At 45.4% G+C, this 13820-nt stretch carries 9 protein-coding genes; 2 read left to right on the top strand and 7 right to left on the bottom strand.

The genetic code is table 11. The features are described 5' to 3' along the window. Positions 1 to 88: 88 nt before the first annotated feature. From HX021_RS18115 to HX021_RS18085, 7 genes are all read right to left on the bottom strand, one after another. Entirely contained in the window at positions 89 to 1999 is a 1911-nt protein-coding gene (locus tag HX021_RS18115; protein ID WP_286591959.1) for an amidophosphoribosyltransferase, read from the bottom strand. Positions 2000 to 2118: 119 nt separating this feature from the next. Next, positions 2119 to 3996: an Nramp family divalent metal transporter gene (locus HX021_RS18110; protein WP_286591958.1), complete on the bottom strand. Its 1878-nt coding sequence runs from the start codon at positions 3994 to 3996 to the stop codon at positions 2119 to 2121. Positions 3997 to 4079: 83 nt separating this feature from the next. After that, complete coding sequence (locus tag HX021_RS18105) at positions 4080 to 4688, bottom strand: 2'-5' RNA ligase family protein (RefSeq protein WP_286591957.1); 609 nt, start codon at positions 4686 to 4688, stop codon at positions 4080 to 4082. A 55-nt stretch (positions 4689 to 4743) separates the two neighbouring features. After that, complete coding sequence (locus HX021_RS18100; protein WP_286591956.1) at positions 4744 to 6699, bottom strand: gamma-glutamyltransferase family protein; 1956 nt, start codon at positions 6697 to 6699, stop codon at positions 4744 to 4746. A gap of 341 nt (positions 6700 to 7040) precedes the next feature. Next, the gene (locus HX021_RS18095) at positions 7041 to 8717 is read right to left on the bottom strand and encodes a sodium/sugar symporter (protein ID WP_286591955.1); all 1677 of its coding nucleotides are present in this window, start codon (positions 8715 to 8717) and stop codon (positions 7041 to 7043) included. Positions 8718 to 8769: 52 nt separating this feature from the next. Beyond that, positions 8770 to 10098, bottom strand: coding sequence for a xylose isomerase (gene xylA, locus HX021_RS18090; RefSeq protein WP_286591954.1), 1329 nt, complete (start codon positions 10096 to 10098; stop codon positions 8770 to 8772). A 1-nt stretch (position 10099) separates the two neighbouring features. Further along, complete coding sequence (locus tag HX021_RS18085) at positions 10100 to 11584, bottom strand: xylulokinase (RefSeq protein ID WP_286591953.1); 1485 nt, start codon at positions 11582 to 11584, stop codon at positions 10100 to 10102. A gap of 144 nt (positions 11585 to 11728) precedes the next feature. On the opposite strand from HX021_RS18085, the gene HX021_RS18080 reads away from it, so the two are divergent. Further along, a complete protein-coding gene (locus tag HX021_RS18080; RefSeq protein WP_286591951.1) occupies positions 11729 to 12751 on the top strand; it encodes a LacI family DNA-binding transcriptional regulator in 1023 nt (340 codons plus the stop codon). 10 nt (positions 12752 to 12761) lie between these two features. Further along, positions 12762 to 13784 (top strand): WD40/YVTN/BNR-like repeat-containing protein, encoded by a 1023-nt coding sequence (locus tag HX021_RS18075; protein ID WP_286591950.1) that lies wholly within the window; start codon positions 12762 to 12764, stop codon positions 13782 to 13784. Positions 13785 to 13820: the final 36 nt, after the last annotated feature.

Genomic DNA, 13820 nt, shown 5'->3' with positions numbered 1-13820 from the left:
ATGTTCCTTCTCCTTGACGGACCTATCTTGACATAAAAAAAGGGATGCATATGGTATGCATCCCTTGTTCTCTATAATGATCTTTGTCCTAACTACTAAAATAAGCACGTACATTTTTACCTTCAATCCAGTTCATATAGGCCTTATTAACGACCTTATTACCGCCTGGAGTAGGATAATCGCCTGAGAAATACCAATCACCGGTATGCGCAGGACAAGCCTGATGCAAATTGTCCAATGTCTGGTAAACAACCTCAAGCTCTGCTTTTAGATGATGTGGTTTTACAATACGTCCGATTTCGGCCGATATTTCCTCATCTGTAAACGGTGCATAGATTGCCTTAACATAGTTTTCAATCTCATTGACATCCTGCGTCATTGACAACACACATCTTTGGTAGACCTCGTCAATAATATGCGCCATGCCACGTTGCTTCAATAAATTGATTGCAGCTTCAAAAGCGACAAACTCACCCATGCGCGACATATCGATACCATAACAATCCGGGTAACGAATTTGAGGTGCTGAGGAAACGATCACGATTTTCTTCGGGTTTAAACGATCCAAGATCGTCAAAATACTCTGTTTTAATGTCGTTCCCCTGACAATAGAATCATCGATGGCCACAATGGTATCTTCATGATCCTGAACGATGCCATAAGTGGTATCGTAAACATGTTGTACCATGTCTGTGCGGTCAGCATCCTGTGTAATGAAAGTACGCAATTTAGCATCCTTTACATTGAGTTTTTCAAATCGAGGTTTGATGCTCAGAATCTCATCAAGCTCCTCGTCCGAAATTTTTTCCGAACGGTTCAAAAGCGTCTCTTTCTGAAAATCCCGTACATAGGTGTTGATCCCATCCATTAAACCATAGTAAGAAACCTCGGCTGTATTCGGGATGAATGAGAATACCGTATTTTTAATATTGCTTTTGACAGATTCCAGTACCTGAGGCACCAATAATCTACCTAATTCTTTACGCTCTTTATAAATATCAGCATCGGATCCCCGGGAAAAGTAAATACGCTCAAATGAACAAGAACGTTGCTCAACAGGTTGTCTAAACATTTCCTGTGATACCGTACCGTCCTTCTTAGCGATCAATGCATGCCCTGGCTTGATTTCTTTAACCGCACCGATAGGCACATTGAATGCCGTTTGGATCACTGGTCTTTCCGAGGCGACAACCAAAATTTCATCATCTTGATAATAGAACGCCGGACGGATACCAGCTGGATCACGCATCACGAAAGCGTCACCATGACCAAAGATCCCTGCTATGGTATAACCACCATCCCAAGTTTTGGCCGAACGCTTTAATATCTTGGCGACATCAATATTCTTGGCGATCAAGGAACTGATCTCGATATTGGAATGACCTTCTTTTTTGAACTGGTCGAAGAGCTCCTGATTTTCGTCATCCAGGAAGTGCCCGATTTTTTCCAAAACTGTCACGGTATCCGCTTTTTCTTTTGGATGTTGGCCCAGCTCGTACAATTGCTGCAACAACTCATCGACATTGGTCATGTTGAAGTTACCCGCTACAACCAGATTACGGGACATCCAGTTGTTTTGTCTTAAAAAGGGGTGACAGCTTTCGATACTGTTTTTTCCATGCGTTCCATAACGCAAATGTCCTAAAAGTACTTCACCGGTAAAACTTACATGATCTTTTAACCATTGTGTATCTTTTGATTCCTCTGGAAAAGCCTTCTGCACAGAAGCAAATTTTTTCTGTACATACTCGAAGATGTCTGCAACAGCAGAAGAGCCCATGGCTCTGTAACGCGAAATGTAACGATTTCCAGGTTTAACATCAAATTTGATGGTTGCAATCCCAGCCCCGTCTTGTCCACGGTTGTGCTGTTTTTCCATCAATAGGTACATTTTGTTGATGCCATAGAATGGCGTACCATATTTTTCCTGATAATAAGATAAGGGTTTTAACAGGCGAATTAGTGCGATTCCGCACTCGTGTTTAATAGCGTCGCTCATATCTTGATTTGATGACGCAAAAATAAGAATTATTTAGAATTTACCGACCCTTGCCGCACTTTTTCCTGAATAAAATTACAGTGTATCAACAGTTGTGCTGTCCAACAGCATCTAAACGACTATTGCGCGATAAACACAGGAACTTTTACCGCATGGCGCAACTTGTTGACCGTCTCACCAAAGACAAAGTCTTTCACCCCGGTATGTCCATGGCTTCCGACCACCAGCAGATCCGCCCGGTATTTCTCACACAGTGCCGCAATACTCTTGATCCGATTGTTATACCCCAGTTCATACTCCGTCTGGTGCCCCTTTGACAACAAAAAGTCGGCATATAGTTTCAATCGTTCCAAATCTTGGCGGGACTCAAAATCATCCGTAGACTCGCCCGTATACTTCACCGATGCACTTTCCACAATATGAACCACCACAAATGTCGTGTCAGCATGGGATAGCTGCAAAGCATATTGGATCACCTTTTGGTCAGAATTGGAGAAATCCAGCGCAATCACGACCTTCTTGAAAGATCCCTTATCTTCAAAATGTAAAGCTTCAAATGGTGGGTGTACTTCCAATTCAATAGGTTTTGATTTACGTAAAATAGGATAGATCACGGTCATCACCAGTAGGCAAAATAGACCTAAAGCCCCCACAATAAGAAACACGGTGACAAGCGGATTGTTTGCCTCACTGATCCAGCCGACAACCTCATCATACACCAGCTTGAAATTTAACACCGCAATTATTGCGGCAATCATCCAGGCAAAAATCTTCGTCAGGGGATTAATGGCGAACGTTCCCATTTTAGACCGGTCGCTCACAAAATGTATCAGCGGGATCACCGCAAATGCCAGTTGCATGCTCAGGATCACTTGACTAAAAATCAGTAACTGCCCTACCCTTCCTTCCCCAGAAATCAGGATCACCAATACCGCAGGTATGATCGCCAGCAACCGGGTAATGATCCGGCGCAGTGTCGGGCTAATGCGTAGACGGAGATATCCCTCCATCACAATCTGCCCGGCGAGCGTACCCGTTACCGTGGAACTTTGTCCAGCCAAAATTAAGGCCACAGCAAACAGCTTCGAAGCCCATTCCGTACCTAAAAGATTGCCCAATAAATGATACGCATCTTCCAGTTCGGCCACATCATGCATGCCATTCTTGTGAAAGACTGATGCTGCAAGGATCAAGATGGCCGCATTGACCAAAAAGGCCAAATTCAAGGCTATGGCACTATCCCAAAAATTATATTTCAGCGATTTCCGGATAGACAGTTCATTCCGGTCAATTTTCCGTGTTTGCACAAGTGCGGAATGTAAGTACAGATTGTGTGGCATGACCGTGGCTCCGATAATACCAATGGCAATATAAAGCGCCGCACTATTCGGAATACTCGGTATAAATCCCGTTGCCACTTCCGCAAAATCCGGTTTCGCCAAAAACATCTCCACCATAAAGCACATACCGATCATCGATATCAGACCGATGATAAAGAGTTCCATTTTGCGCATCCCCAACTTTTGGAGATAAAGCAATAAAAAAGTATCCGCAAAGCTGATCAATACCCCCCAGAGCAGATCGATACCAAAAAGCAGGTTGAGCCCGATCGCCATCCCCAGCACCTCAGCAAGATCACAGGCAGCAATTGCAATCTCTGCCAGCACATACAGCACAAAATTCATCCGTTTGGGATAGGTCTCACGATTACATTGCGCCAGGTCCTTACCCCGTACGATTCCCAGTCGTGCACATAGGTTCTGCAGCAACAGCGCCATGATATTGCTCATTAACAACACCCAGATCAGCGCATAACCAAACTGGCTCCCGCCAGCAAGATCGGTGGCCCAGTTGCCCGGATCCATATATCCCACACTGATCAAATAAGCGGGACCAAAAAAACTGAGTACTTTTTTGAACTTGGATTTTCCTTGATTGACATCCACACTTTCATGGATATCCGATAATGATTTATGATGGGAGTCGTCGTGATGCATAGCTAACTGTAAGGACAATATCTTCTATTGCTGGGTTAAAGATAAAAAGCTTTACACGATTAGACAATTAAACGGACATATAATTAGAATTTAAATGATAGCTGACCTATATTTTCTTTGGATTGATTGCCGAATTTGACAAAATCTATCACTTCATATTGCCCCAGATCAGCATTAAATCGGCGTACATGTACACCCGAGCACATAAAGCTCAGGTCCACCGTGCGCAGGACCTCATCTGCCACGGCAATTTTCTCTGGTTCTAGCCGGCGTCCGATAGAAATATGCGGCTCATCACTGATTTCCATCAGGTCAAACCGATCCAATGCCCGGATTACTTTGCGGGCCCGGTCCCTGAGGTAGCTTCGGGCATGCACCGTGGGCGCAATATAAAATGCCCCGCCGGCAAAAGCCGCAAAATGATCAAAATAAACATATTGACTATGCTCATAACAGAGTGCTTTCTGCAGCTCGACCATCGCCAGTGCCAGTTTCTCCTCGTTCGCCCCAAAGGCACATATGGTCACATGCGCTTTGGAATTGCAGCTGTGGTACCAGCCTTTGCTCTTATCGGGAAAGCGCTCCGCCAGGGCTGTTCTTAAGCGTTGCTTATAGCCTGCCACCAAATCTATGCCTGCCGCATCAGGTTGAAAGACAAAAGAATATTTACTGACACCAACCTCCATAACCATATAGCTCCTTTTTGATCAGTACGTAAGATACCAAATAGCGGGGAGATAACAAAACCTACCATCCAATACCATAATCTTCACCATTATTGCTGCTCCCTCCCCAAAGTGTACCATGGTTCTGATCAAAATAGATCGCATTGATGGGACCGCTGGTACGTTCGCCCAACTGTATACTATACCCCATCTTTTTGAGCTGTTTGATGGTTGCTTCTGTCGTGCGCTTATCCAGCAGCAAGCTTCCTGACCGTGGTTTTCGGTCATCGACCTTCGTCCCGCCCAAAGACAGCCAAAGCTGGTTGCTATTGATATTTGGGGCCTCACTGGCCTGCTGTGGTGTCATATCAAATTCCACCATATTCAAAAAGAACTGCAAGAGGTTCTGGTCCTGTGTATCCCCCCCCTGCACAGCAAAAGAAAGATAAGGTTTATCTCCCTTTAAGGCCAAGGAAGGAGTAAGCGTCACCCTTGGCCGTTTGCCCGGTGCTATAACATTAAATGGATTGATCAAGGAATCCAGCACAAAACTTTGTATGCGCTGGCTCATTCCCACACCCGTATTTCCTGCGATACATGCCGGCAGCCAACCGCCGCTGGGGGTGATCGACACGACCCAGCCCTCAGCATCTGCAGCTTCCACCGTTGTCGTACCACGCAGCAGACGATCCATATAAATACTATCCGTTGGCAAAGAGGCCAAGGGAGCTGCTGCTGATCCTGCAGATGGTGCAGACATGGCACTCACATCATGCTTGGGAACAAAATCCTTTTTCTGCTCACTATTGGGTGCAAATTGCTGACTGCGCTGTTGCAACAAAGCCTTATACGGATTTTTTTTGCCTTCATATGGATAAGGATCACCCGGAGATACCGCCGGATTATTGTGCTGCGGGTCAATCATTGCTGCCCTTGCCTTTGCATATGCATCACTTAACAAGCCCTGAATAGGAGCCCTGTGCTCTGTATAAGGATCGCCATAATAAAAATCCCTATCGGCAAAGGCGAGGTTCATCACTTGATATAAGGTATGGATATAAGGCGCAGAATTGTAGCCCATGGCCTTGAGATCAAAATTTTTCAACAACTGCAGGCTCTGCAACATCGCTGGCCCCTGGGTCCATTCCTGCAGTTTATAGACATCAATTCCCTTATAGTTGACATGCAAAGGTTCTTCCTCTATAGGCTTCCAGTTGGCCAGGTCCTCTTTTGTGATCAAGCCCCCCTGTTCGCTACTGCCCCGGACAAATTCATCGGCAATATCACCTTTATAAAAACGGTCATAGGCAGCCATGATGGCTGATTTTCGATCTTTCCCTGCCGTGATGGCCTCCTTTTCAGCTTCGACAAGCTTCGTTAAAGTCTGAAGGAGATCTTTCTGAACAAACAGTTCACCCGCCTCAGGCGCTTCCCGTTCTTTTCCTTCATGGACCAAAAATACTTTTTTGCTGTATGGCCATTCTTTGATGCGATCTTTGCCCCGTTCGATACTGTTGGCCGTCTGTGCATCAATGGGATACCCTGCAGCCATTTCCATTGCCGGAGCCAGTACCTCTGCCAAACTCTTGGTACCATAATTGGCCAGCATATGACATAATCCGCCAGGAGTACCCGGAGTCACAGCGGCAAGAGGACCATATTCTGGCGGAAATTCATACCCTTTTGATCGAAAGAAATCCACCGTCGCACCCGTTGGAGCTACACCCAAGGCATTAATGGCGATCACTTTCTTCAGCTTCGGATGATAGATTAAAGCCTGTGTCTCACCGCCCCAGCTCAATACATCCCACATGGTACAAGTGGCCGCAAGCATGGCACATGCCGCATCCACGGCATTTCCGCCTTGCTGGAACAGCTGCGCCCCGGCGGTTGCCGCCAAAGGTTTGCCGGTAATAGCCATCCAATGTTTTCCATGCAAAGGAGGTTTTTGGGTACGTTGCGCCTTCCCCTGCATAGGTACAAATGCGGCCAGCACAACCGCAACAGTAGGCAATAAGGACAAGTATCTTCTTTTCATCTGTAACTCGTTATGGGTTCAATATAGATTATAAATTAGGATTGATACGCTCAGTCTTTCATCATCAGCGATGCCTGCTTCATGATACCTCCCCAACTGCATGATAAAAATCAGGCAGGGCAGGCTAGACACAGCCAGTAGGCTGGATGACCACAGCACGTTTTTTTCATCAGACAATATAGGTATTTTTTAAGATTTACACTGGGTATAACCATTTTACACAGCGAACAGCAGCTCAGGATTATCCATGATCAATAAAAACAGGACAGGATAATGAAAGAAAAGCTCCTATCAAAATGAATGACAGGAGCTTTTCTGATGGCTTTTTGGCGGTCGTTAAATTACCAATAAATCGAATACAGCGCTGTGACCAATAAAGCCACAAGCAATGCACCCACCAAAAAGGCCTTATGTGTTTTAAACATCGTTGTATCAACCTCCAGACCTTGAGGCACTACACCACGTTTGTTGTCGATCAGGCTGATGATCAGCATTCCAACGATACAGATCACAAAAACAAAACCCATGCGATCCAAAAATGGAATCTCATAAATCCCTGTCGTTGGATTCGGAATCGAGAAACCGGTAGATGCCAAGAAAGAAAGATCTGTCCAGTCAGGTAGTTTTTTGAAAATAATCGAGAGTATGAACCCACCAATTGTTGCGAAAAGCGCAGCATTGGAAGTTGTTTTTTTCCAGAAAAAACCTAAGATAAACATGGCGAAAATACCTGGTGACACAAATCCGGTATACTCCTGGATATATTGGAAGCCTCCTTTTTTGTCAATCCCCAGATGTGGAGCAATGATGACGGCCAAGATCATCGCCACAATGACAGTGATCTTTCCGATATTGACCAGTTTTTTGTCCGATGCTTCCGTATTGAATACCTTTTTATAGATATCCAGTGAAAAGATTGTTGCAATACTGTTTGCCTTACCAGCCAATGAAGCTACCACTGCTGCAGTCAATGCCGCAAAGGAAAGTCCTTTCAGCCCGGCAGGCAATAAGTTTAACAAGACCGGATAGGCGTGATCAGGGTTGACTTCACCATGCTGCATCATTTCATTTTGAAACAGACCATCTTTCCACATCACATATGCCGCAATTCCAGGCAACACCACAATAATCGGCATCAATAACTTCAGGAATGCAGCAAATAAGATCCCGTTACGGGCAGTCTTCAGATCAGCTCCCAAGGCTCTTTGCGTAATGTACTGATTACAGCCCCAATAATTCAGATTGACAATCCACATACCACCGATCAGCACTGTCAGACCAGGCAGATCCAGGTAATTTTCATTTTTGCGGTCCAGGATCATATGAAAGTGATCCGAAGCTTTCTCCGTCATCAGGTGATAGCCCTGTAATATCCCCGAGCCACCATAGTGCTCAGACACCAGGTTCAGCGCCAGGTAAGTCGTCGCCAGGCCACCCAATACCAAAAAGAAAACCTGAATAATATCAGTATAACCAATGACCTTCATCCCGCCCAGGGTAATGATCACAGCAAAGATAGCAATCGCATACATACAGGCTTCCAGGCTGATCCCCGAGATACTGCTCACGGCAATCGCGCCCAGGTAAAGAATGGATGTCAGGTTGACCACGACATATAAAAGCAACCAGAATACAGCCATGATCATTGCAACCGTACCATTATAGCGCTTGTGCAGAAATTGTGGCATCGTAAAGATCTTGTTCTTGAGATAGACGGGTATGAAAAATACCGCAACCACAATCAGTGTAATTGCCGCCATCCACTCATAAGTCGCAATGGCAAGCCCCATCTTGAAGCCCGAACCACTCATACCGATAAATTGCTCGGCAGAAATGTTGGACGCAATGAGCGAAGCCCCGATAGCCCACCAGGTTAAAGACCCTTCCGCAAGGAAATAATCTTTGGAACCTACCGACTCCGACTTTTTCCGGTAATACACCCATAATCCATAGCCTGCTACAATGACAAAGTATATCAGGAAAACGATGTAATCTTTTGTGCTTAAATAATTATTCATGTGTTGGTCATTGGTTTAATTTGATCGCCTAATATAGAAATATTTTACAAAACTATATATATCTGTTGATCAAATTTTCTAAATACTCCTGTTTGCCACTAATGGTCTGCGGCTCGCCAAATTCCACGGCTAAATCCCTTAAGCCCTCCAAGGTCAACGCCCGTTTTTCAAAAGAAGCCCCATGCCCGCTGTCAAAAGAAGCATAGCGATCTGCCCTTATTTTACGATATTCGGAATCTTCCAGTATACGTTCGGCCGTGATCAGTGCCCGGGCAAAAAGATCCATACCACCGATATGAGCATAGAACAAATCTTCAGCATCCGTTGAATTTCTACGGATTTTGGCATCGAAGTTAACCCCTCCGCCCTGAAATCCGCCACCTTCCAAAATGATCAGCATTGCTTCGGTCAGCTCATTGATATCATTTGGAAATTGATCCGTGTCCCATCCGTTCTGATAATCGCCACGGTTTGCATCGATAGAACCTAGTTTTCCCGCGTCGATGGCGACCTGTAGCTCATGCTGAAAAGTATGTCCGGCCAAGGTAGCATGGTTTACTTCCAGGTTCAGCTTGAAATCATCCAAAAGGTCGTATTGTCTTAAGAAGCCCAATACAGTGGCAGCATCATAATCATACTGATGTTTGGTCGGTTCACAAGGTTTGGGCTCGATAAAGAAAGTACCTTTAAAGCCATTTTTGCGCGCATAATCTTTGGCCATATGTAAAAACTGAGCAAGATGCTCCTGCTCGCGTTTCATATTGGTATTCAGCAAGCTCATGTAACCTTCCCTGCCACCCCAGAACACATAATTTTCACCTCCCAGCGCGATGGTCGCATCCAATGCCGCTTTGACCTGTGCAGCCCCATGTGCCAGCACCTGAAAATCCGGATTCGTAGCAGCACCGTTCATATAACGCTTATGGCTAAACAGATTGGCTGTCCCCCAAAGAAGCTTGATACCACTGGCCTGCTGCTTCTCTTTGGCATAATCCACGATGGTAGCCAGTCTTTTTTCATTTTCCAGCACATTGTCCGTGTAATCCACCAAGTCCACATCATGAAAACAATAGTATGGAATATTCATCTTGCTGATAAATTCAAAAGCCGCATCCATCTTATCCTTTGCTCTTGTCATCGCATCGCTGCTCTCATCCCAAGGAAACTGATGCGTAGGGCCTCCAAAGGGATCCGAACCATCACCATTAAAAGAATGCCAGTAAGCACAGGCAAACTTAAAATATTCTTCCATGGTCTTCCCGGCAACAAGCTGTTTGGGATTGTAATAACGAAAAGCCATTGGGTTTTTGCTCTCTTTTCCTTCGAATTGTATCTGTTCAATTCCTTTAAAAAATTCTTTCTGTCCTTTGATAATATTCATCTTATTTTATATTGATTATTGCATTTAAAGTTTCCTTCCACTGTTGATAATTTTCTTCATGCTGATCCACATCATTCGGCTGCACCGTATAAACCGGTTTAAGCGTATGGAAAGCTTCTTTGAAATCCCTGTAATAACCGCTCCCGATCCCAGCCCCCAAGGCCGCCCCAACACTGCCGTCATGATCGAAGATCTCTACAGGAACGTCGGTCACCCCCACAAAAGATTCACGGAATACCGCACTCAAGAAGAGATTGGCATGCCCAGCACGGATCATTTGCGGAAACAGACCATTTTCACGCATAATATCCAGGCCATAGCGAAAAGCATAAGCAATCCCCTCCTGTATCGCGCGCAAAATATCGCTCACCTGATGCCGGTTTAAATCAATCCCCGTCATCGATGCACCCACCGATTGATTATTCAGCATACGCTCGGCCCCATTTCCAAAAGGGATAACCTGTAGTCCCCGGCTCCCTATCGGGGATTCGGCAGCCCTACTGTTGATCTGCTCATAAGAAAGATCAGCCCCCACCAGTTTTCGGCCCCAGCTATTCATGATCCCCGTACCATTGATACAGAGCAGCACACCCGTCCGAACAGCATGCTCCCCATAGTTGACGTGAGCAAAAGTATTGACCCGCGATTCCCGATCAGCAATGAGCTGATCGCTGACTCCATAGATCACCCCTGAGGTACCCGCCGTGGCAGCAACCTCGCCAGGTTCGAGCACATTCAGGGAAAGCGCATTGTTGGGCTGGTCTCCAGCCTTATAGTTGATGGTCACCTGTCTGGACAGGCCCAGCTCATCAGCCACTGCTGGCAGAATCTTTCCGTGTTCCGAAAAAACAGGCTGAACAGCTGGAATCAGGCTGTGGTCAAAACCATAGTAGTCCATGACCGACCGAGACAGCTCATTCTCCTGAAAATCCCAAAAAATACCCTCCGACAAAGCAGATATGGATGTCGTTATCTGCCCTGAAAGTTTCATGGCTATAAAATCCCCCGGCAACATGATCTTATCAATCTTTTGATAGACCTCAGGCTCATTCGCTTTCACCCAGGCCAGTTTAGAAGCAGTGAAGTTTCCCGGTGAATTCAGGTGATGGGTCAGATTAAAGGACCGCCCCATTTCTTCAAAAGCAGTATTTCCCAGCTCAACCGCCCGGCTGTCGCACCAGATAATGGCATTGCGGAGTACCTGTTGCGCCTGGTCCACCACCACCAGCCCGTGCATCTGATAAGCGATCCCGATGGCCTTGATCGCCTTTGGATCATACAGTCCCAGCGCATTGGCCTTTAATAATGCCTGCTTAAAATAGGCCCACCAATCCAGCGGGTCCTGCTCCGCCCAATTGGCCTGAAGCGAAATGATCGGTGCCTCTACAGCAGGATATTGTACTGAACAGACCTTACGTTGCGAAGAAGCCTCGACAATGGAAACCTTGACTGAAGAAGTACCTACATCTATACCTAAAAAATACATGGTAAATTATTGTAACTGGTTATACAAAAATAATAACCGAAACAACTCCTGCCCCTTTCGACAACAAAATTGCAACCGGTTGCATAAAAGTAGGATATGTTTCTGAATTTTCAAAATATTAAATAAAATTATTTAATTTGGAGCGTGAACAAAAAAACCACCATATACGATATAGCCCGTGCGCTTGGAGTTACAGTCTCCACCGTCTCACGTGCGTTGAACAATGTACCCACCATTAGCGAGGGTACGCGCAAATTAGTTTTGGAAAAAGCCAAGGAATTGAACTATAGTGTCAACAAAATTGCATCCTCACTTTCTTCGGGCAGATCCAATACCATCGGAGTGATCGTTCCGACCATGCAAATCCACTTTTTTGCTGAAGCCGTTCACAGTATTGAAAAAGAACTCAAAAAACACAATTATAGCCTGCTGCTGTACCAATCCAATGAATCCTTTACGGATGAAGTAAATGGTGTAAAAACCCTATTGGAGGCTCAGGTAGATGGCATTATCGTATCTCTTTCATTGGAAACTCAACAAACCGATCATTTTCAGGAGGTTATCAAACAGGGTAAATGTCTCATTGTTTTCGACCGTACCCATCAAGATATTGTTGCCCCCGTTGTCAAATTGGATGATTTTCAGGCAGGATACCTCGCAACAAATCATCTTATTGAGCAAGGTTATAAAAACATTGGTTTGATCACCACCAATAAGGAAATTTCCATTTTTCAGGATCGTTTTAAGGGCTTTGAAGCCGCCTTAAAGGACGCCGGTATGCAGCTACAGGATGATCTCATTGTACGGGGCGACCTTTCCATTGAGGCTGGTGTCAAGGGCACGGAAAAACTCCTTCAGGCTGCCCTGCCACCTGATGCTATTATTGGAGGGGACGATTTTACGGCAGTAGGGATCATTCAGGCACTCAAATCTGCCCATATTGATATCCCGGGGACCGGTGTCATTGGTTTTGCCAATCAGACATTCTCCTCTTTCATCACACCGACCCTGTCCAGTATCGATCAGCAGGCCAACAAAATGGGCGAGGAATGCGCCAAACTCTTTCTGAAGATGGTCAAACAAAAGAATCCTTATGAAGCCATCGAACAGATCGTATTAGATCCGATACTGATCAAAAGAAAATCTACCGATAGAATAGACCGATAATCATTAAACCATGAAACCCATATTTCTTTTTTTATTGATCCAGCTCTTTCTTTCTGACCAGCTATCTGCTCAAAAGAACAGGATCCAGCTGCTAAATCAAGAACGCAACAGCAGCTACAGGGGGCTGAGCGTAGTGGACGACCAAACCGTTTGGGTCAGCGGTAGTAATGGAACTGTTGGACTCAGTACCGACGCTGGAAAAAATTGGCTCTGGGTCAACCCCATTGGTTATGAAAAGATCGATTTCAGAGATATTGAGGCTTTTGGTGAGAATCAGGCGCTGATTATTTCAGCCGGATCACCAGCACTTATTCTGCTTACGGACGATGGTGGAAGAAGCTGGAAAGAAATTTTTAAAGATACCAGACCTGAAATATTTTATGATGGTTTTGCCTTCACATCATCAGGAATAGGAATTGCTTTTGGCGATGCCATTCACGGAAAGATGCCTTTACTGAGAACGATGGACTTTGGGCAGACCTGGACCGATATCTCCGCCAATCTAACCTATACCATTGCTGAAGGTGAGGCCGGTTTCGCTGCGAGTGGCACATCGATTTTCTGTACTGAAAAAGGTCAGTTCTGGATCGCAACCGGGGGTACGGTCGCACATATCTATAGCAGTATGGACCAAGGCAATACCTGGAATCGCTACCCTTGCCCTATTATCCAGGGAGAAAATAGTACCGGACCTTTTTCTGTGGCCTTCACCAGCCCAAAGAAAGGCATCGTCATTGGTGGGGATTACAAAGCGGATAAAAACAGGACAAAAAACTGCTTTACAACCCACGATGGAGGTCAGGGCTGGACCGCAGCAGCGCAAACCCCTTCTGGTTTTAAATCTGCCGTTATTTACCGCTCAAAAAGACAGCTGATCTGCACAGGTACTTCCGGCACCGATGTTTCGGATGATGCCGGTAGCCATTGGACCAATATTTCGACCGATAGTTTTAATGCTGTCCAACAGGCCAAAAGAGGATCAGCGGTATTTTTAGCCGGCGATAAAGGTAAAATAGCAAAGCTGGTACAATAGACTTGCTTTGCCATTATACGATAAACAGTCCTGTAG

It is taken from the genome of Sphingobacterium sp. N143 (assembly GCF_030325625.1).
Taxonomy (GTDB): domain Bacteria; phylum Bacteroidota; class Bacteroidia; order Sphingobacteriales; family Sphingobacteriaceae; genus Sphingobacterium.
This window is presented reverse-complemented; position numbering and strand designations above follow the sequence as displayed.